Source organism: Butyrivibrio sp. VCB2006 (assembly GCF_000420945.1).
GTDB lineage: Bacteria > Bacillota > Clostridia > Lachnospirales > Lachnospiraceae > Butyrivibrio.
This window is the reverse complement of record NZ_ATVX01000002.1, coordinates 174,389-195,283: the sequence shown is the minus strand read 5'-3', so window position 1 is coordinate 195,283 and position 20,895 is coordinate 174,389. Positions and strand designations below refer to the sequence as shown.

The 20,895-nt window shown below is 41.5% G+C and carries 16 protein-coding genes; 15 read left to right on the top strand and 1 reads right to left on the bottom strand.

Annotated elements, in window-relative coordinates:
* Positions 1-110: 110 nt before the first annotated feature.
* Positions 111-2,180, bottom strand: coding sequence for an endo-1,4-beta-xylanase (locus tag G613_RS18980; protein WP_196805026.1), 2,070 nt, complete (start codon positions 2,178-2,180; stop codon positions 111-113).
* Positions 2,181-2,295: 115 nt separating this feature from the next.
* Between G613_RS18980 and G613_RS0102280 the strand changes: the two genes are divergently transcribed.
* The 15 genes from G613_RS0102280 to nifH all read left to right on the top strand — a co-directional run bounded on the left by G613_RS0102280 (position 2,296) and on the right by nifH (position 20,876).
* The gene (locus tag G613_RS0102280; protein WP_051151015.1) at positions 2,296-3,366 is read left to right on the top strand and encodes a pectinesterase family protein; all 1,071 of its coding nucleotides are present in this window, start codon (positions 2,296-2,298) and stop codon (positions 3,364-3,366) included.
* 201 nt (positions 3,367-3,567) lie between these two features.
* On the top strand, positions 3,568-4,449 hold the full coding sequence (locus tag G613_RS18345) for a transglutaminase domain-containing protein (protein ID WP_029231108.1): 882 nt from the start codon (positions 3,568-3,570) through the stop codon (positions 4,447-4,449).
* 12 nt (positions 4,450-4,461) lie between these two features.
* Entirely contained in the window at positions 4,462-4,893 is a 432-nt protein-coding gene (locus G613_RS0102265; protein WP_029231107.1) for a hypothetical protein, read from the top strand.
* Positions 4,874-5,986 (top strand): acyltransferase, encoded by a 1,113-nt coding sequence (locus tag G613_RS0102260; protein ID WP_029231106.1) that lies wholly within the window; start codon positions 4,874-4,876, stop codon positions 5,984-5,986. Before G613_RS0102265 ends, G613_RS0102260 begins: the two co-directional genes overlap by 20 nt.
* Positions 5,956-8,205 carry a hypothetical protein gene (locus G613_RS0102255; RefSeq protein WP_029231105.1) on the top strand — a complete coding sequence of 750 codons (2,250 nt, stop codon included), beginning with the start codon at positions 5,956-5,958 and terminating at the stop codon, positions 8,203-8,205. Before G613_RS0102260 ends, G613_RS0102255 begins: the two co-directional genes overlap by 31 nt.
* A 43-nt stretch (positions 8,206-8,248) precedes the next feature.
* Positions 8,249-8,425 (top strand): hypothetical protein, encoded by a 177-nt coding sequence (locus tag G613_RS19400; protein WP_155828016.1) that lies wholly within the window; start codon positions 8,249-8,251, stop codon positions 8,423-8,425.
* Positions 8,426-8,497: 72 nt separating this feature from the next.
* The gene (gene queA / locus G613_RS0102245; protein ID WP_029231104.1) at positions 8,498-9,547 is read left to right on the top strand and encodes a tRNA preQ1(34) S-adenosylmethionine ribosyltransferase-isomerase QueA; all 1,050 of its coding nucleotides are present in this window, start codon (positions 8,498-8,500) and stop codon (positions 9,545-9,547) included.
* A 258-nt stretch (positions 9,548-9,805) separates the two neighbouring features.
* Positions 9,806-13,585 (top strand): starch-binding protein, encoded by a 3,780-nt coding sequence (locus G613_RS18340; RefSeq protein ID WP_029231103.1) that lies wholly within the window; start codon positions 9,806-9,808, stop codon positions 13,583-13,585.
* Between the two features lie 193 nt (positions 13,586-13,778).
* A complete protein-coding gene (locus tag G613_RS0102235; RefSeq protein ID WP_029674408.1) occupies positions 13,779-15,824 on the top strand; it encodes a methyl-accepting chemotaxis protein in 2,046 nt (681 codons plus the stop codon).
* A gap of 215 nt (positions 15,825-16,039) precedes the next feature.
* The gene (gene cysK, locus G613_RS0102230) at positions 16,040-16,975 is read left to right on the top strand and encodes a cysteine synthase A (protein WP_029231101.1); all 936 of its coding nucleotides are present in this window, start codon (positions 16,040-16,042) and stop codon (positions 16,973-16,975) included.
* A 148-nt stretch (positions 16,976-17,123) separates the two neighbouring features.
* Positions 17,124-18,314: a MalY/PatB family protein gene (locus G613_RS0102225; RefSeq protein WP_029231100.1), complete on the top strand. Its 1,191-nt coding sequence runs from the start codon at positions 17,124-17,126 to the stop codon at positions 18,312-18,314.
* 72 nt (positions 18,315-18,386) lie between these two features.
* On the top strand, positions 18,387-18,539 hold the full coding sequence (locus G613_RS18975; protein ID WP_081647738.1) for a YezD family protein: 153 nt from the start codon (positions 18,387-18,389) through the stop codon (positions 18,537-18,539).
* A gap of 44 nt (positions 18,540-18,583) precedes the next feature.
* Entirely contained in the window at positions 18,584-19,456 is an 873-nt protein-coding gene (locus tag G613_RS0102215) for a radical SAM protein (protein ID WP_029231099.1), read from the top strand.
* 13 nt (positions 19,457-19,469) lie between these two features.
* On the top strand, positions 19,470-19,835 hold the full coding sequence (locus G613_RS0102210; RefSeq protein WP_029231098.1) for a NifB/NifX family molybdenum-iron cluster-binding protein: 366 nt from the start codon (positions 19,470-19,472) through the stop codon (positions 19,833-19,835).
* Positions 19,836-20,033: 198 nt separating this feature from the next.
* Entirely contained in the window at positions 20,034-20,876 is an 843-nt protein-coding gene (gene nifH, locus G613_RS0102205; RefSeq protein ID WP_029231097.1) for a nitrogenase iron protein, read from the top strand.
* Positions 20,877-20,895: the final 19 nt, after the last annotated feature.

The window sequence follows — 20,895 nt, the reverse complement described above, 5'->3', positions numbered from 1 at the left end:
TAAATATATCTTAGCAATTTCCATAATACAATTACATAATAAAAAAATAGCTGTAGCATAGTCGGATGAATATGCTACAGCTATTTTAGTTATATCATAATGAAATTGTTTTATTGTAGTTTTGAAATCCAAGCCCAGGCGAGATCAGTCCAAAGTCCTACATCCTTCTTGAGTGACATGTCGATACCGTTTGGAGTCTGCTCATTGCCGCCAAAGAACTGATCGATAAGTTCCTGTTTCCTCTGCTCGGAAACATTAACTCCCTTATCTTCTTTAACTGAAAATGCTGCACGCATGGTCTGCTCCATAGAATATTCGCCGCCGGACCATCCTGAGAAGAAGGTATCATTAGCCACAGTCAGGCCGTGGGAGCCTCTTGGGAATACATAGTGGGCAAATGGAATTTTCTTTTCCCTAAGGGCATTGGCAAAGAGATAGCTGTTCTCAACAGGAACAACATCGTCTTCCTGAGTCTGCCACAGGAAGCAGGGAGGAGTATTCTCTTTAACCTGCTTTTCCAAAGAGAAATATTCCAGATCTTCCTTGCTGGCATCATGGCCAAGAAGAGATATCATTGAACCTTCGTGAGTGTACTTTCCTGAAGTTATGACAGGGTAGGAGAGGATTACTCCATCAGGTCTGTTTGAAACATTTGCATATTCCGGATTAGAATCTTTAACATCATCAAAATGTACAGCAAGACTTCCGCATACATGGGAACCTGCGGAGAAGCCCATGATCACAAGCTTCCTTCCATCAAGTGCAAATTTGCCTGAGTTCTTTCTTATGTAGCGAACAGCTCTGGAAATATCTTTCAGAGGCTGCTTTTTTAGCGGAACAGACATGGTTATATCTGTAGTATAGCTAAGAACTACAGCATTCATGCCACGGTTAAAAAATTCCATGGCTGCAAGCTCGCCTTCGTGAGGGCAGCACATGCAGTAGCCACCACCTGGGATCACAAGCATTAAGTCCCTTGCCACGTCGTCGTTATGAAGATATGCAAAGATGTTAGGAGTAAAACCGTAGGATGCTTCGTAAGTGTATTCGCCATCTTCCCAGATGTTTTCTCTGAAACGCTTTATTTCAGGCTGTGGCATTCCTTTGCAAAGGTAATCTTCCTCGGGATAATCAGCCTGCCATTTATCGATGCCTTCCTTAGGAACAACTACTTCCATAACAGCATAGTAGGCTTCTTTAGCTTCGCATTTTCCTTTGAATAAAAGAGGGTAGCTGGTTTCCCTTCTAAAGCCTGACAGCCAGCTGTTTTCATCGAGAAGATTCCAGAAGGTAACGCTGGTGATATTGGCTTTTCCTGATTTCTTGGCATCCACATAAATCTGGAAAACTTCCTTGTAACGCTGCGCAAGAGCGTGCATTGATTCATCACTTGGATCAGCATTATGCATATCAAGCTCGGTGATATTTATCTTAAGTCCAAGAGCACCGTACATTTCAAGGGCTGTGCGGTATTCCCCAAGATCAGGATGATCCATGAGAAGGTGGGACTGCATTCCCATACCGTCAACCAGACCTTTTTCCATTAGAGGCTTAAGTACGTTCTCGATAATGAAATCTCTTTTCCAAACAAGGGCTGTTTCATAGTCGTTGTAGAAAAGGTCAACTCCGGGAGCTGCATATTTTCTGGCATATTCAAAGGCTTTGATAAAGAAGTCCTTGCCTACAGTCTGAAGCCATATGGATTTTCTGAAGTCCCCTTCATCAACAATCTCATTGAAAACATCCCAGGCATAGATAACTCCAGGGTAATTAGTCTGAACAAATTCAAGAACTCCTTTTATATAATTCTCAAGTCTTGAAAGGATTGTTTCTCTGTCAGCAAAAGGAAAATTCTCATTATAGTGCTGGCAAAAGAACCACTTGGGAGTCTGATTATGCCAGGCAAGGGTGTGACCACGCATGGCAATCTTGTTTTCTTTTGCAAATTCCAAATAAGGAATGGCATTATCAAAACAAAGAGCCGGAGAAAGATTGTATTTCTCGGGATCTTTTTTGCATTCTTCTGTATCGAGGAAGTACATAGGCTTCATGTCATTTTCGCAGGTGAAGCTGTTAAACTGCTCAGTAAGAAACTTGGTGTGTGCTGCGGTGTGAAGATTCCATCTGGAAATTGCAGCACCTATTTTGAAATATGGTTCATAAGCTGTTTTAAGATTCATAACGCCTCCAAGGCTTTTTCTTTTTATCATATATGAATGGGGGTGAAGATAATACCTAATATTTGCTTATTTCTTCCTAAAAATGGTTATTTATAGGACCTCTGGACGGTGTATAATGATTCATGGCAGGAAAACTGTTAGTTTAGCAGCAGGAAAAGGTAAGAATATGTTTGAAGTACACGTGCAAAAAGAAAACGGTGATTATTCTACGATACAGGAAGCAATTGAGGCGGTTCCTTACGGAGAAAAAGCCACTATATACATTGGAAAAGGTAAATACCACGAAAAGCTCTTTTGCGAAAAAAGTGACATCACTTTCCTTGGAGAAGGCATAGATGAGACTATAATCGATTACGATGACGGAGCCTTTGACGTGATGCCGGATGGCTCAAAAAGAGGGACATTTAGGTCTTACACAGCTTTCTTTGGTGGTAAAAGAGTTACCGTCAGGAACATGACAATTGCTAATACTGCAGGGGATGGCAGTTTAAGAGGACAGGCACTTGCAGTATATGCGGATGCAGACCATTGCCTTTTTGAAAATGTTAAGATGACAGGGCACCAGGACACACTGTTCTGCGCACCACTGCCACTTACAGAACGTCAAAAGAACGGCTTTATGGGGCCCAGAGTTTTAGCACCCAGAAAGCTTACTAAGCAGCTTTACAGAAACTGCGAGATATACGGCGATGTGGACTTTATCTTTGGGGGCGCCGATGCGGTGTTTGAAGATTGTACTGTAGTCTGTAACAACAGAGAAAAGAATGTACGTCAGAACGAAGATAGAGAAAGTGACGGCGTGAGATTCATAAACGGTTATATTACAGCAGCCTGTGGAAGCAAGGATAATCTGGGCTTTGTTTTCAAAAACTGCATAATAAGAGGTGAAGAAGGCTGCAGAGGAGAAACAGTATTTCTTGGGCGCCCCTGGAGAGATGAAGCAAGGACAGTATTTATTGACTGCAAAATGGACAGGTCGATTGCAAAAGAGAGATTTTCCGGTTGGGGCGCGGTAGATAAGGATCAGCCTGATACTTACTACGGCGAAAAGGGCAGTATATATCTTGATACGAAAGAGCCCATTCCACTGGATAACAATAATAAGTTCGTTAAAGATATCAGTGATGAATTTGCAGCTGATTTAAGCCAAAAAGTAGATGATCTAATTTCAGAGATGGAGCTGTGAGCATAGATAAAATGGCTATTTCCTGTTATGGGGAATAGTCATTTTTTATGTATTAAATTTAAGTTAAGAAACGTGGAAATTTACATTAAATAGTTGCAATAAAGTTGATTTATTATCGGTAAATTTTATAATTTTATTACAGGGTTTTTAAACTCACATTTAATATTTGATTCATATTGTAAGATAGGAGGTCTCAAAGATATGAAGTTTATGTGTTTTAAGTCAAAAACGCTTTTCCTGGCTGCGGTTGTTTTTATGCTGCTGATGATCACAGACAGCTTTCAAGTGGAGGCTGCCGGGAAATATGACACAGTCTTTGATGCCAGCTATTATGCTTCCCATAATCCTGATGTGGTTGCTGCATTCGGAAACAACAGTCAGAAACTTCTTGAGCACTTTGTTGCCTTCGGTATGAGAGAAGGAAGGCAGGGAAATGCATCTTTTAACGTACAGGCATATAAAGCCAGATATGCAGATCTTCAGAAGGCTTTCGGAAATGATCTTCCTAGATATTATGAACACTACATTTCTTTCGGAGCAAAAGAGGGCCGCAATGGTTCGGCAACGGGCGTGGTACAGGCGACCAATACCACTCAGAATGTACAGGCTCAGACTACAACAACTACCACAACAAAGAGTAAAAAGAGCTCAAGACCCACAGGCGCAAATGCAGTGGAAGTCCTCAATCAGATTGGCTGGGATTTAAATGCAGCTTTTAACTGGTCTGCAGGCTTTACCTATTATGGACACGGTGCTCCCGGAATGCCTGATGATGCCAGCCCCGGAGTTAGATGGTATGCAAACTACGGATTTACAAATAACAAAGGAAACTGCTTTGTAATGGCAGCAACCTTTTATGAAATGGCCAAGGCTTTGGGATATCAGCCAAGACAGATGGCCGGATATGTACCTTCAAGGAAGAAGGGACTTACACCTCATTCCTGGGTTGAAATGGATTTCGACGGACAGACCTATGTGTTTGATCCGGATTACACGTATGGAACAGGAAAAAGCGGTTTCAAATTACAGTATGGACAAAAGGGTACGTGGAGATACCAGAACTATATTGTAATGAACGAATGATGAGGTGTATTTATGGGTAAAAAAATCAGCATAGCAATAATCGTTTCTCTATTGGCAACGGGGCTTTGTGCTTGTACGGATGGCAGTACGGCAGAAGCACCCTCTGTTCAGGAAACTGAGTCTGCCCAGTCTTTGGTAAGCACAGTCCCTGAAGCAGTGGAAGAAGTTGTGGAAGAAGTTACAGAAAAAGTCGAAGAGACTACTCCTGTGGACTTGTCTGAAGCAGAAAGCAGCATTGCAGCTTCTGATGCTATAGAAGAAAAAGAAGAGGTGCTTTCTGAGAAGAAAGAAGCGCCCAAGAAGGAAGAAACCAAAAAAGAAGAGACCAAAGTAGAAGAACAAAAATCAGAAGACTTATCTGATATGAACAACTTCTCCGGCGATTCATATGAAGACTCAGATGATTCGAAAGGATGCATAGGTGATGACGGACTTGTCTGGTAAAAAGAAAAATTATTCTCTTTCATATATCAGAGTAATTGCTTGTTTCGCAGTTGTTATACTTCATACAGCCAATGCATCAGAAATTCTTTTTAAGGATTCTATAACTATAAGACAAATTGCGTGCTCAATGGGGACTGTTTACGGAATGATGTTTGCAGTTCCCTGTTTTTTGATGGTTACAGGTGCTCTGCTTCTTGATCCCAAAAAAGAAATCAGCAATACGAGGCTTATTGGTCATTATGTGCCTAAAGCCCTTGAGCCACTTATTGTTCTTGGATTTTTCTTTGAAATATTCGATGATGTGGCTGATGGCAAGGGAATAACCATAAATACTTTAAAAAATGCAGTAGTAGATATCTTTACAGGCCGCTCCTGGTCACATTTGTGGTATCTGTACATGCTTCTTGGAATCTATTTACTTCTTCCGTTTTACAGAATTATTGCTATTAACAGCAGTAATTTCCTTTTCAAGTACCTTCTTGCAATGTATGTGATATTCCAGTCCGTGCTCCAGCTAACCAAGATATGGGGCATTAACTGTGCGTTTATACTGCAGGTTTCAGGTATTTATGTTTTCTATTTGTTTGCAGGATATGCGATTTCCAAGGATATTCTTAAGATTCCAAGGTGGCTTTCTGTGCTTCTGTTTCTTGTGGGAATAGCGGGAACGGCATCGCTTACAGCTTATAGATATGCAAGTGATTTTGAAAGACTGGAAGTAGTACTTGGAAGTTATGCTTCTCCGTTTGTTATCATGGCAGCTGTAGGCTTTTTTGCATTCATATATCGGGACAAGAGTAAGGAACCACAAAAATCAAAGGGCAGAGAGGCTGTATTGGAGTTTTTTGATGACAACAGCTTCGGAGTATATTTGCTTCATATGGTATTTGTAAGGATTATTCTGAGATATCAGCACGTAAATCCATACGAATACGGAATGCCATTTTTTATCATCTTAGTTCTGGGAATCTTTTTGATATCCACTATGGTTACTTATTTAGTGCGAATACCGGTCAAAAAGTTCAGAAGACTTATGCGTGATATTTACTGGAGAAAAGCAGAATGCGATCAAAAAAGATTAAAAGCCGAATAATTAATCTTTTCCTGATAACTGAGATTCTGGTCATAATTGCTTTAATCTTTTATTTTAAGCGGGACATTGTTTCGGATGTAATTGATGAGTTTACCGCAGTCAATGCCGAACCTGTGACAATCAGGGAGACCGGAAGCGAGCAGCTTTTATTGGAATGGCCCAGTGCAGACGAAGCACAAAGCTATCAGGTTGAGATTTTTTCGGATGATCAAAACTACATATCAGAGAGCTGTACTGAAACTTATTGCTTTCTCAAATCAGACATACCTGAGGATAAAAAGGTTACCATCAGGATAAGGTACAAGGTTGATGGCAAGTTTCATAAGTATATAGAAGCTAAGACCTACATAAATATTCCTGACCCCAGGGATGTGGTCATGATCTTTGACTCTGACAACAAGAAGCTTAGCTTTAAGTGGAAAGCAGAGGGAAACGACGACTTTACGCTTTTGATAAATACAGGAGAAGGGGATAATCTGGGAAAACTGGATATTCCCAAGAGCAGTGATTCTTATGAAGTAACTACTTTTTCAGGATATATTACCTTTGGTGACAAGGGTTCCTATCCGCTTCCGCCTGAGGGCGAACAGTATTTATTCGAGCTTGAATCCACAAGAACCGAGAAGAATATACAGTTCGTTGGAATGAAGAAAAAGTTTGAAGTTGTAAGTGATGGCGAGTTTCTTCATGAGAGTATCAGGCTGTTCTATTCTGTTTCCGGAGAAAACTATTATAACCTGACCTGGACGGAAGTTTCCTGTGATGGCTACGAAATTCAGGAAAAGGCTGGTGATGCTTCTGACGATGAGTGGGAGACAATTGCTACAACTCAGAGTGAAGAGGCATGTAGTTATGATACTGACAGACTTCCGCCGGGAAAAGAGATTTGTTTTAGAGTATTGCCTATCGGAGTTGCCGGAGAGTGGACCAATAGCAATACTTCTGTAGTACATATTAAGACAGACGCCTTTCCCGATTATGCAACGATTTGGCCAACCAGTAGTATGGAGGTCTTTTCCGATACAGACAAAAACAGCACCGTTGGTAAAGTTACAGCAATGGAAGCGCTGTGTGTGCTGGAGGAAAAAGACGGATTCTTTAAGGTTAAGACAGACTCCTGTGAAGGTTACATCAATTCCAATTACTGCTTCATAAACCTGCCGGAATATCTGGGAGATTTATGTGCCTATGATATTACAAACAGCTATGCTTCAATTTATCTTGTGCATGATTATGCTATTCCGGAAGTGTCTGCAAGGGTGATACCGGGGTATGAAAATATCCTTCTTGATGATGATACTTTTGTGGTTCCGTTATTGTATCCGTGTGCTGTTAAGCTAGAGAGCATTGCTAAGGCTGCCTTAGAGGATGGTTATAGGATTAAGATTTACGATTCCTTCAGGCCCTATGAGGCAACAAGATATATCTATGATGAAACAGCAAAAAGAATAGACTTGGAACTTCCGGATGCAACCTATGAGAGGATAACCCTTTCCGCATTCAGACAGCTCCAGGCCCAGGGAATAGAGAATGCCTATGAAACTGTTCCTGAGGATCAATGGCCTGTTTTACCGGAAGAAACGGATGAAGCGACGGCCGATGGATCTATGGATATGGCTGAAGGTGGTGAGGCGGTAGATGCTCCAGCACAGGATCAGGTATCTACAGATGTTGCTTCTGCGGAGAGTTCGTTGGATCAGACAATGTCGGAAGAAATGGTAATACCGACAATCGAGGATGTGGAGGGAGTTCCTGAAGCGGCGGATATTATGACCTACAGAAGGATGATGCTCTCAGGTGGCTTTTCACTTGGAAGTTTCCTGGCAGCCAGAGGATCAACTCATAATCTGGGAATTGCTATGGATCTGACTTTGGAAACCATGGATGGTGAAGAGTTAAAAGCTCAGACCAATATGCACGATCTTAGTCATTTTTCTATTCTTAGTCAGAATAATGACATGGCTAATATGCTAAGTGAATATATGGTGGAAGGCGGTTATGCAACTCTGGTTTCAGAGTGGTGGCACTTCCAGGATGATGCAACAAGGGCTCTATATAGACCAGCATCAATTCAAAAGGGAGTTTCAATAGAAGGCTGGAAATACGACGGCAAAGGCTGGAAGTATAGACTGCCTGAAGGCGATTACTACGCTAATATAACTGCGCAGATAAATGGAAAAGATTACTCGTTTGATGCAAAAGGTTACGCAAACAGATAAGAGATAAATCAGACTGATATAAAGAGCGGAAAGGAGAAATAATATGAGCAGAGTTTCAGAGGTAACCAATCTTCAGCAGCAAAGAATAAAGGAGATGCAGGAGAGATTTAAAAAGGGTGACATGGATGATCAGACTAAGATGGAGCTTATGATTCAGAATATGACCCAGACACTTAATGACATTTCACACACTCTTGCAATAATCGCTGATAAAAAGTAAAATACTAAACTGTTATACTCTTTTTCGCGTAAAAGGGTATAACAGTTTTTTATGTTTAGATAGGATGAGAAAATGAGTGAGAACAGAGAAATAGGACTTTCAACAGCAGATTACTTTTTTGACCTTCCACAGGAGCTTATAGCTCAGGATCCAATGGCCAAAAGAGATGAGTGCAGACTTTTATATATGGACAAAGAGACCGGCAAGGTTGAGCACCATGTATTTAATGAGGTGATAAACTACCTTGAGCCCGGTGATTGCCTTGTCCTTAATAACACCAAGGTTATTCCGGCCAGACTCCTTGGAGTCAAGGAAGAAACAGGAGCTGCAGTAGAAATCCTTCTTCTTAAGAGAAAAGAAGCAGATGTATGGGAGACTTTGGTTAAGCCCGGCAAAAAGCTCAGACCCGGAGCAAGGGTTTCTTTTGGAGACGGAATACTTAAGGCTGAGATCCTTGACATAGTAGATGAGGGTAACCGCCTTGTTAAGTTCTACTACGATGGAATCTGGGAAGAGGTTCTGGACAGACTCGGAGAGATGCCACTTCCTCCATATATTACTCACAAGCTTCAGGACAAGAACATGTATCAGACAGTATATGCGAAGTTTGAAGGCTCGGCAGCAGCGCCAACAGCAGGACTTCACTTTACTGATGAGCTTCTTGAAAAGATAAAAGAAAAGGGCATTGACATGGCCTTTGTTACTCTTCATGTAGGTCTTGGAACCTTCAGACCTGTTAAGGTAACTAACGTAAAAGAGCACCACATGCACACTGAGTGGTATCAGGTAACCCAGGAAGCTGCAGATAAGATCAATAAGGCCAAGGAGTCAGGCCACAGAGTTATCTGCGTTGGAACAACAAGCTGCAGAACTATTGAGAGCGCAGCAAGTGAAGATGGTAAGCTTTCTGCAAGCAGCGGAGACACTTCTATCTTTATTTATCCGGGATATAAGTTCAAACTTATGGACGGACTTATTACAAATTTCCATCTTCCGGAGTCAACACTTGTTATGCTGGTTTCAGCTTTTGCCGGAAGAGAGCATGTTCTTAATGCTTATGAAGAGGCCATCAAGGAAAGATACAGATTCTTCTCCTTTGGTGATGCCTGCCTGTTTATTTAATATAAGATTATTAGTCAGCTACAATCTCGTTTGGAGATCGTAGCTGATTTTTGGTTATGGGTTTACTATGCAAATCCTACAAAAACGTTTCCGAAAAATATAAAACTTTGAACAATTGACGGTATTATCTATGAATTTTATAATCAAATTATCACAGTTAATCGGTTAACGCTAATTTGATTATTAGCAAAAAAAGTAACTATTGTCAGGCGGCTGATCAGCTGCCAAAATCAGTACTACACTTGATTTGGAGGTTGTATGAAAAGGGGAAAATTGTGGGGCAGATTATTATCTGCGACAAGTCTTAGCTTGTCTATTTTTTTGAGCTCTTTTGGAAACGTTACCGGAGTTCAGGCTATGGAAAACGACAATCTTTTGATTGTTCAGGAAGAAGAGAGTACAGACGTACTTGATGAAGAAACTGACGAGGCTGTAGAAGCGGCATCTGAAACTTCTTCAGAGGAAGTGTCTGTAGAAGCAACAAAAGAAACATCAGTGGATGCTACAGAAGAAGCATCAGAGGAAGCTACAGAAGAAAATAGTGCAACTGCTGAATCTGAGACAGAAGAATATACTGTAAAATTAGCTGATGTGGTATCAGCTACAAATCTTGCTCCAAGAGAGCAGAAGGCTGCAGATAACAGCCTTGTCACAAGAGATAATATTCATGATGGAGCCATTCTCCATGCTTTCTGCTGGAGCTTTAATACTATCGCAGAGAACATGGCAGACATTGCAGATGCCGGATATACTGCGGTTCAGACGTCTCCTATCAATGAATGTCTTTCTACTAATCCTGGAATGAATCTTCACGGCCCTGACGGAATGTGGTATTACCACTACCAGCCAACTGACTGGGTAATTGGTAACTATCAGCTTGGAAGCCGTGATGAGTTTAAGCACATGTGCGATGTTGCTGATGAGTACGGAATTGCTATTATTGTAGATATCCTTCCAAACCACACAACACCATCACTTGCTAATGTATCCAAGGCTCTTAAGGAGGCAGCAGGCGGCGAGGATGCTCTTTACCATACTACAGGTAAGACCGGCGGCGGATATACAGACAGAGTAGAGCTTACTTACTATGCAATGGGTGGCCTTTACGATGTAGATACAGAAAATGCCGGATTCCAGCAGTATTTCTACGAGTTCCTCAAGGACTGCGTATATCTTGGAGCAGATGGATTCAGAATTGATACTGCCAAGCACATTTCACTTCCTGATGATCCGGTTCCATCAGACTATGCAGATGCAGGCAGAAACAATTTCTACACCAATATGAGAGATGCTCTTAACGAGTACTCAGAAGAAGTCGGAACCAAGAGCTATGACGATCTCTTTGTATACGGAGAGGTTCTCCAGGGAACCAACGACAGACTTGCAGCTTATCAGCAGTATATTGGCGGAACAACAGCAAGTAACTATGGTTCTAGCATTCGTTCAGCACTTTCAAGCGGAAACCTTTCTGTAGACAGAATTCTTGATTATCAGATTTATGATGACACAGGCTTTGGATCAACTTATAAAGCTGACACAGAAAGACTCGTTACATGGGTTGAGTCACATGACAACTACATGAATGATTCAGAGAGCTGCTGGAAGTCAATTGATGACGACATGGTCATCATGGGATGGTCTATTATCGCAGCAAGAGATGATGGAACACCACTTTTCTTTAGTAGGCCCAATAATTCATCCAAAGAAAATCCGTACGGTGATAACCTTATTGGAGAGGCAGGAAGCCCAATTTATAAGGCACCTGAAGTAAAGGCTGTAAATCTTTTCCGCGAGAAAATGGGAGAAGCAAACGAGTATCTTTCAAATCCTAACGGTCTTCAGACTATCATGATAGAAAGATATGACGACACAGTAGAAGGCGCAGTTATCGTAAATGCAGCCCAGAACAGAACAACTATCAATGCAGAAACTCACCTTTCAGATGGTATCTATCCTGATCAGGTTGAGGGAAGCGATGCAGTATTTCTTGTAAAAGATGGAATTATAAGCGGAACTATTGCAGGAGAGGGAGTTGTAGTTCTTTCCGAGAAGCTTGAAGGAACAGGAACAGTAGTATCCTTCTACAATTACGAGAACTGGGACAGCGTAGTAGCAAGAGTAGATAATGATGCTGATACACTTAGCACAACTAATGAGAACGATGGATGGTTCCAGGTAACAGTACTTGATGATGAGTTTACTATCAGGTTTGAAAATGCTGATGGCAGCAAGGTATCACCTGAGTATGTAATAACACAAGGCAGCGGAACCTTTGTAACACCAGAAAGCGATAATCTCTATTATTCTAAGGCAGACGCTGAGGGAAGCCTTGGAATAAATACTTACAGTGTATATTTCTTTAACACAGAGAATTGGGATACTGTATATGCATACGGATGGCTTGATGGTGGAGAGCAGCTCTTTGGCGGATGGCCTGGAGCACCTGCCCTCAACGAGGGATCCGGCTGGTGGAGAGCGGATGTTAAGACAACTGCCAAGGTTCCAACATTTAACATTATCTTCAACAACGGCACAGGTATTCAGACTGTTAATATCGAGGGAATTTCTCCAGAAACAGAAGATGTTTTCTGCACAGTTGATGCAGAAAATTCTAATGGTCAGCTTGTAGTCAAGAGATTTGCTAGTAAAGAGGCTGCTGAAGAAGCTCTTGGAGTATCAGGTTCCTTTACAACAGCATATTTCTATAACACAGAAGGCTGGGATAAGGTCTGCGTATATACTTGGGGCGCGACATCAATGGGCGAGTGGCCAGGAAAAGAGCTAACTGCGGACGAAGATGGATGGTACAGCGTAGTTCTTCCTGCTGCTGCAAGCGATGATATGAACATTATTTTCAACAATGGAAATAATGGAAAACAGACTCCTGATATGAAGGTTTCTGATATGAAGCATAGGTTCTTCCTTTACAATGGTTATACTTACCAGGTATATGGCTCCAAGAAGGAAGCTCTTGCTGCTATAGCAGGTGCTGAGGAAGTAATCTATACTACAGTTTATTTCTATAATGAAATGGCTGAAGATGCTAATTGGAAAAATGTTTATCTCTATGTATTTGGCGGAGAAAACGGTGAATACAATAACCTTACCGGAGCTTGGCCAGGTAAGCTTATGACAGCAGATGAAGATGCTAACTGGGTTAAGGCAGAAGTTCCTACCAAGGCTCTTGAAACAGGTACTCTTACATATATTTTCAACAATGGTAATGGTACTCAGCTTGATGACAACAAGAACATAACAAGTGATAAGAACTACTTCACATTTAGCAGCAGAGATAGCTTCGATAGCAAAGAGGCAGTCTACGAATTCCTTGGTATTAACCAGGATGAACCAGATGAGCCAGATGAGCCGGAACAGCCAGAACAGCCAGAACAGCCCAAGACACCTGAAGGTAAACTCACTACAAAGTGGGGTACAACCTATTATGTACTGGAAGATGGCTCTAAGTACTCAGGAATGCTTGAATACCAAGGTGAGACATATTACTTCAAAGAAAATGGTGCTATGGTCAAGAGTGATTATGTCACTACAGAGGACGGTAAGTACTATTTTGATGGAAATGGTCATATGGTAACGGGCTTCATGACAAAATGGGGAACTGTATATTTCTTCCAGGCTGATGGAAAACTGCTTACAGATAAGATTTTTGATTATGAAGACGGCTATAAGTACTATGTGAATGCTAAAGGCGCGGTTATTAAGCAGAACTATGTTACTTATGAAGGCAACAGATATTATTTTGATGGAAATGGCCATATGGTAACAGGCTTTATGACAAAGTGGGGAACTGTATACTACTTTGATGAGCTGGGAGTTCAGCAGTTTGACAGATTAGTAGATGTGGATGGTTATACATTCTACCTGAACAAGAATGGTGCCGTGGTAAAAAGTGATTTCGTAGACTTAGAAGATGGCCGACACTATTTTGACAGTGAAGGACATATGGTAAAGGGGACAACAATCACAAGATGGTTTCATAAGTATACCTTTGATAATAATGGTGTGCTCATAGAAGGATAAAGAATTTCATGATACGGATAGCCTAAAACGGGCTATCCGTGTTTTTTATGTCACATAACAAACGCTTTTGCATTTTTTTATTGTTTTAAAACAGAATGTTTACGTGATGTTTAGATTTCTTTTGTATACTGATTTTACGATGTTATATCGTGACCAATTATTCGTAATTCTATATAAATTCAAGGAGGGTTCTATGGGCGCTAAATCAGGCAAAAAAGGTGGTTCACAAAAAGCAATTAGCACCAAACTGTCACTTTTGTTTGTAGCTATGCTGCTTGTTACTATTCTGTTGGCAGAGGGTGTAACTTTTGCGCTTGGCTTTACCATGATCAAGGATTTGATTTATACATCTCTTGAAAATCAGGTAGATGCTGATGCAAGTAAGGTTAACAAAGATCTGACAGCAACCTTCTATTACCTTAATGGTGTTGCTGATGCGGTTGAGCAAAATGATTATAGTAGCAATGCCAAGCTGATGGAATACCTTACAGGAACTGTAGGAAGATATAATCTCATCCCAACAGGTGCCTACATGATGCTTAATGATGAGACTTTCCTTTATCCCAGTGCTCCGGAATATGTGATTGATAATGTAACGGATAATGTCATGTATAAAGAGGCTATGACATTTACCAATAAATGGTTCTATTACTATGATGTTCCGTATTTTGATTCAGTAACAGGAGAGCTTTGTGCATCAGTTATGCGTAAGGTTCAGCTGCTTGATGGCAGAGAGGGTGCTTTTGCAGCGGATCTTATGCTGAACAGTGTTCAGGAGAGTCTTAATAAGGTTGAGCTGTATCAGACCGGCGGTGCTATGATGGTTACCAGTCAGGGACAGATCCTTTCATATAGGGATGACCCTTCTCTTTGCGGAAGCAATATATCAGAACTTGCCGACAATGCTTTCCTTACAGCAATTGGTGAATTTGCTGCAAAAGAAATTGATGCGGAAGAACACGAGGTAACAGGACTTAAGGTTGGCAATGATAAGTACTACTTCGTGGCTTCAGGTGTTAGCGGAACTGATTGGCTTGTAATAGTATATGCAAGACAGGTAGAAGTACTGGCTTCCCTTCAGAAGCTGGTTATCATCCTTATATTTGTTGCGATTATATCCGTTTTGGCGGTTATCTTCATAATGAATACAGCCCTCAAGAAGATGATCAAACATCCTGTAACAAGTCTTACAGATAACATCGAAAAGATTTCCGGTGGTGACTTTACAGTTGATATCTCTTCAAAGGGTAATGATGAGATTGCATATATGAACAACGCTATGGGAGACTTTGTAAATGGAATGAGAACGTCTCTTAGCGAAATTAAAGATGTTTCCGGCAGACTTCGCGGAGACGCCCAGACCTCCAAGACTACGGCAGAAGACCTTGAGGGTGCTGCGAATGAACAGTCAGCCAGCATGACCCAGATTCGTGAGAATATTGAGAATATGGCTAAGGCTGTAAATGAAGTAGCTGAGAATGCCACTGTTCTTGCCCAGACTGTAGCAAATGTTACAGACAAGGAACAGGAAATTGAAAAGACTATGAATGAGCTGGTTACAAAGGCAGATTCAGGTCAGCAGGATATGGCTAATGTTGCAGGCGGAATGAATGATATTGTAGATTCAATGAAAGACATGGCCGATGCGGTATCAAGTGTTGATGAGGCAGCAGAGAAGATCAATCAGATTGTAGATCTTATCAACTCTATTTCCTCCCAGACAAACCTTCTTTCTCTTAATGCTAGTATTGAGGCAGCAAGAGCAGGAGAAGCCGGCAAGGGCTTTGCAGTTGTTGCCCAGGAGATTGGACAGCTTGCCCAGAACTCAGCTGATGCTACGCAGCAGATTGCTGATATTATCAAGGAAATGTCTGCCAGAGTACAACAGCTCTCACAGAAGTCTGAGTCTAATACTCAACTTATCAATGCAAGTGCAGAGTCAGTAAATACAGCTGCAAGTACTTTCGAAGAAATTACTCGTCAGCTTTCAGAAGCAAATGAGACTCTTTCTGTTATGGCAGAGCAGATGGAGAAGGTTAACGACGTTGCTACCAACATGGCATCTGTATCTGAGGAACAGTCTGCTTCCACTCAGGAGATTGCCGATAACGTTGAAAGAGTTACAGAGGCAGCCAAAGGTGTTGCTTCTTCATCAGAGCTGGTTGCAACAGCTGCCACATCAGTATCTGAGGCTGTTGATACAATCAATGATAACCTTCAGAGATTTACAATTCAGTAATACCGGATTTGTTACCTAATTGAATAGCTAATAAAAGAGGGCTTGCTGCGCAGGATCGCGGTGGGCTTTCTTTTTTGGTGTATTAAGCTAAACTTATATCTCCCGATAAGGTTTGTTTAATTTTGCTATGCGAAAAGCTATGCTATATTTTAAACATCAAAACAAACACGTAAACAAAAAACATAAATCATAAAACAAAACGGAGGAAATACATCATGGCAGACATCAAGCAGAGCGCACTTGAACTTATCGGGGGAACACCACTTCTTAAACTTAACGGATATAGCAAGGCAGCAGGAGTTACAAATGCTAACATCCTTGCCAAGCTCGAGTATCTTAATCCAGCTGGTTCAGTAAAAGACAGAGTTGCACTTAGTATGATAGAGGATGCTGAGAAGAGTGGCAGAATCAAACCGGGAGCAACAATCATTGAGCCAACAAGTGGAAATACAGGAATCGGTCTTGCAGCAGTTGCAGCAGCTAAGGGCTACAAAGCAATCCTCACACTTCCAGATACAATGAGTGTTGAGAGAAGAAATCTTCTTAAGGCTTACGGCGCTGAGATCGTTCTCACAGAAGGTGCCAAGGGTATGAAGGGAGCAATTGCCAAGGCTGAAGAGCTTGAAAAAGAAATAGAGGGAGCTGTAATTCTTGGACAGTTCGTTAACCCAGCTAACCCAGAGATCCACAGAAAGACCACAGGTCCAGAGATCTGGAAGCAGACAGATGGACAGGTTGATATCTTCATCGCTGGTGTTGGTACAGGCGGAACAATCACAGGTGTTGGTGAATTCCTGAAAGAAGTTAATCCTGATGTTAAGATCATTGCAGTTGAGCCAGCAAGCAGCCCGGTTCTTTCACAGGGAACAGCAGGCGCTCATAAGATTCAGGGAATCGGTGCAGGATTTGTACCAGATACTCTTAACACCAAGGTTTATGATGAAGTAATCGCTATTGAGAATGACGATGCTTTCGCAGAAGGCAAGAAGTTTGCAGTTTCTGAAGGAATCCTTGTTGGTATTTCATCAGGCGCAGCACTTAAGGCAGCTACTATTGTTGCTGAAAGACCAGAGAATAAGGGCAAGAACATCGTAGTTCTTCTTCCAGACTCAGGTGACAGATATCTTTCTACACCTTTGTTCGCAAACTAATAAATAGTACTCGGCAAAAGAGAATTTCTCATTTGAAATTCTTTGAAAATAAATAATTAACCAGTGCCAAAATAGCTTGGACTGGGGATAGTAGGATGCTCCGTAGCTCATTTGCTTCGGAGCATCAATTTATAAAAGGGTGATTACAATGGGCAGATATAACTTTGATGAATTGATAGACAGAAGGAATACGGCAAGTCTTAAATACGACTTTGGACTTCAGCGAAAGGGGAGAGATGACCTTCTTCCACTGTGGGTAGCAGATATGGACTTCAGATTACCTGAGGAGATTATCGTAGAGATTGTTAAAAGAGCTGAGCATGGCATATTTGGATATACTGATCCGGATTCCTCTTATAAAGAAGCTCTTAAGTCATGGCTGTATAGGCGCCACGGCTTTGAGATATATGACGAATGGAACACTGTGGAGCCTGGAATGGTTTATTCCATTGCACTTGCCATTAAGGCTTTTACAGAACCGGGGGATGGAGTCATCATTCAGCAGCCTGTTTATTACCCTTTTATGGAGACAATTAAGCTTAATAACAGGAAGGTTGTAAATAACCAGCTTGTCTATAAGGACGGCCACTACGAGATAGATTACGATGATTTTGAGAAAAAGATTATTGAAGAGAAGGTTAAGCTATTTCTCTTATGCAGTCCTCACAATCCTGTAGGAAGAGTATGGACAAGTGCAGAACTCAAGAGACTTGCAGATATATGTTTAAGTCATAACGTCCTCATTTTTGCAGATGAGATTCATTCTGATTTTATATACAGTGGTCATAAACACACATCACTGATAACTCTTGGGGAACAATACGCTCAGAATCTGATACTTGGCACATCGCCAAGTAAGACCTTCAATCTGGCAGGACTTCAGATAGCAAATATCATAATTCCAAACGATAAGCTAAGGCAGCAGTTTAGGAGAGAAAATGATGCTTCCGGGTACAGTCAGGCTAATACACTTGGACTATCTGCAACAAAGGCAGCATATACCTATGGCGAAGAGTGGCTTGAGGAACTACGTGAATATCTTGAGGATAACCTTACTTTTGTTAGGAATTACCTACAGGAAAAGATTCCAAGAGTCCATCTGATAGAACCTGAAGGCACTTATCTTATATGGCTGGATTTTTCGGAGATTAGTGATGATCACAAGGAACTGGAAAAACTGATAGTTGATGAAGCAAGGCTATGGCTTGACCCTGGCATTATATTCGGCCGGGAAACCGCTCTTTTTGAGAGAATCAACATAGCATGTCCCAGAGAAACGCTTAAACAGGCGTTTGAACAGCTCTATGAAGCGTTAGAAAAAACTGGTAGACGGCTATAAGATTTGCTTAATTGTGCATACTAAAGCCATGCTGTAACATACTAAAAACACAGAAGGGCAGGAGATAGCAAGATGGCAGGGGAAGTAATTAAACAAAAAGATAGCGATAAGATCTGGGAAATTATTAAGAGTCAGGTAAGTGACCTTAAGTATGGAAATGTGATCATTACGGTTCACGATGGCAAGATCACCCAGGTTGAGACCAGTACTAAGATCAGATTCTAAGATACCAGCTATGGTATGAAAAATGCAGGTAAGGGGAAAGAAAGATGGCTAGAAGTATTCAGGAACTTGAGAGAAACCATCCATGCTTTGGTGGATGTAAATTTAATGCAGGACGGATCCATTTGCCTGTAAGTCCGGGCTGTAATATAGCCTGCAGATTTTGCGACAGATCTATAAATGACGTAGAGCAAAGACCAGGAGTGACCTCCAAGGTTATTTCTCCGGATGAGGCTAATACATTTATAGGAAGAGCACTTGAACTGGTGCCTAGCATTAAGGTCGCAGGAATAGCAGGACCTGGGGATACACTGGCAACAGATTACGCCTTTGAGACTTTCAGGAAAATTGGTGTCGAGCATCCGGAGCTTCTTAAATGTATGAGTACTAATGGACTTCTCCTATATGAAAGAGCAGATGAGCTGATTGAGGCAGGGGTGGATACTCTTACGGTAACAGTAAATGCTGTTGATCCACAGATAGAAGCACAGCTTAATGACTTTATCATATATCATGGTAAAAAGATAGAAGGTGCTGAGGGTGCTGCAATACTCATAGAGAATCAGCTCAAGGGAATAAAGAAAGTTGCAGATGCAGGAGTGACGATCAAGATAAATACAGTGCTTGTTCCTGGTATTAACGATCATCACATCAGTGAGATCGCAAGGACTGTCAAGGAAGCGGGAGCCCTTATCTACAACATAATTCCTCTGATACCGCAGCACAAGCTTTCAGATATACCTAAGCCTACCTGCGAACAGATAGAGAAAGCGAGGGAAGAAGCTGAAAAGTATATTAAGGTATTCAGACACTGTGCTCACTGCCGCGCTGATGCTGTGGGTGTTCCTGGTCTTTCTGAATACAGTCAGCTTGTTTATCAGAACAGGCTTAATGTGAAGAATACCTTTTCACATGGCTGATGGAGGAAGGCTTATGGAAAATGGAGCATACAGAGTAGCACTTGCATCAACTGATAACAGGAATGTAGATCAGCACTTCGGACGAGCCGAGAGCTTTCTTATAGTTGATGTTGATGATAGTGGTGCATATGAAGAAATAGAGCAGAGATTTGTTGTTCCTATATGTAATGGCGGATCTCACAACTCAGATAAGATGAAAAGAGGCGTTGAAGCACTTCTTGATTGTAACTTTGTGCTGGCAGCGAGGATAGGCCCAGGGGCTGTAGATGAGCTGTCACAGCACGGTATAGCAGCATTTGAGATGCCTGGCCCGGTTGGTGAAGCACTTAAAAAGCTGGACGGATACCTCAATCTTCTACAGGAAATGCAGAGCTTTTGATAAAAGAGCTACAAGAAATTCTTATACCTGGCTATAAGTAAAGGCTGATTCTACAAACCAGGGTGTTATGATAATATCTTTTTAATTTAATACTTTAATTCAATAAACTTAATCGACCGGACAACTGGAGATTAGTTCTTAGTACTACTGAGGACTAGTCTCTTTTTTGTTAAAAAGAAAAAAGAGGAGAGTTGAAAAATGGCAGGACTAAGACAGATTGCAATTTATGGAAAAGGTGGAATAGGAAAATCTACTACCACTCAGAACCTGACAGCAGGACTTGTGGAGCATGGCAAGAAGGTCATGGTAGTAGGCTGTGATCCTAAGGCAGATTCCACAAGACTTCTTCTTGGGGGACTTGCTCAGAAGACAGTTCTGGACACGATCAGAGAAGAAGGTGAGGATGTAGAGCTTGAAGCTATCATGAAGGACGGCTTTGGTGGAACAAGATGTGTTGAGTCAGGAGGACCTGAGCCAGGCGTTGGATGCGCCGGACGAGGAATCATCACATCTATCGGACTTCTTGAAAATCTTGGAGCCTACACAGATGATCTTGATTTTGTATTCTATGACGTTTTGGGCGACGTTGTTTGCGGAGGCTTTGCAATGCCAATCCGTGAAGGCAAGGCTCAGGAGATCTATATAGTAGCTTCAGGTGAGATGATGGCTCTTTATGCAGCAAACAACATCTCAAAGGGTATTCAGAAATATGCTAAGAGCGGCGGAGTAAGACTTGGTGGAATCATCTGCAACAGCAGAAACGTAGATAGAGAGCTTGATCTACTAAGAGCATTTGCAAAAGAACTTGGAACACAGCTTATCTATTTTGTACCAAGAGATAACATCGTTCAGAGAGCTGAGATCAACAAGCAGACAGTAATCCAGTACAAGCCGGATTCCAATCAGGCTCAGGAGTACAGAAACCTTGCAGAAGCAATCATTAACAACCAGAACTTTGTTATTCCTACACCTATGAAGCAGGAGAGACTTGAAGAGATTCTGTCAGAGTTTGGTCTCATGGCAGATGATTACCAGATTTGATGGGGCTTATGGAGGAGCA

Bases quoted from the DNA above. Each gene is read 5' to 3' on its own strand.
- G613_RS18980 (WP_196805026.1), bottom strand. From the start codon at position 2,180: ATGAATCTTAAAACAGCTTATGAACCATATTTCAAAATAGGTGCTGCA.
- G613_RS0102280 (WP_051151015.1), top strand. From the start codon at position 2,296: ATGATTCATGGCAGGAAAACTGTTAGTTTAGCAGCAGGAAAAGGTAAG.
- G613_RS18345 (WP_029231108.1), top strand. From the start codon at position 3,568: ATGAAGTTTATGTGTTTTAAGTCAAAAACGCTTTTCCTGGCTGCGGTT.
- G613_RS0102265 (WP_029231107.1), top strand. From the start codon at position 4,462: ATGGGTAAAAAAATCAGCATAGCAATAATCGTTTCTCTATTGGCAACG.
- G613_RS0102260 (WP_029231106.1), top strand. From the start codon at position 4,874: ATGACGGACTTGTCTGGTAAAAAGAAAAATTATTCTCTTTCATATATC.
- G613_RS0102255 (WP_029231105.1), top strand. From the start codon at position 5,956: ATGCGATCAAAAAAGATTAAAAGCCGAATAATTAATCTTTTCCTGATA.
- G613_RS19400 (WP_155828016.1), top strand. From the start codon at position 8,249: ATGAGCAGAGTTTCAGAGGTAACCAATCTTCAGCAGCAAAGAATAAAG.
- queA (WP_029231104.1), top strand. From the start codon at position 8,498: ATGAGTGAGAACAGAGAAATAGGACTTTCAACAGCAGATTACTTTTTT.
- G613_RS18340 (WP_029231103.1), top strand. From the start codon at position 9,806: ATGAAAAGGGGAAAATTGTGGGGCAGATTATTATCTGCGACAAGTCTT.
- G613_RS0102235 (WP_029674408.1), top strand. From the start codon at position 13,779: ATGGGCGCTAAATCAGGCAAAAAAGGTGGTTCACAAAAAGCAATTAGC.
- cysK (WP_029231101.1), top strand. From the start codon at position 16,040: ATGGCAGACATCAAGCAGAGCGCACTTGAACTTATCGGGGGAACACCA.
- G613_RS0102225 (WP_029231100.1), top strand. From the start codon at position 17,124: ATGGGCAGATATAACTTTGATGAATTGATAGACAGAAGGAATACGGCA.
- G613_RS18975 (WP_081647738.1), top strand. From the start codon at position 18,387: ATGGCAGGGGAAGTAATTAAACAAAAAGATAGCGATAAGATCTGGGAA.
- G613_RS0102215 (WP_029231099.1), top strand. From the start codon at position 18,584: ATGGCTAGAAGTATTCAGGAACTTGAGAGAAACCATCCATGCTTTGGT.
- G613_RS0102210 (WP_029231098.1), top strand. From the start codon at position 19,470: ATGGAAAATGGAGCATACAGAGTAGCACTTGCATCAACTGATAACAGG.
- nifH (WP_029231097.1), top strand. From the start codon at position 20,034: ATGGCAGGACTAAGACAGATTGCAATTTATGGAAAAGGTGGAATAGGA.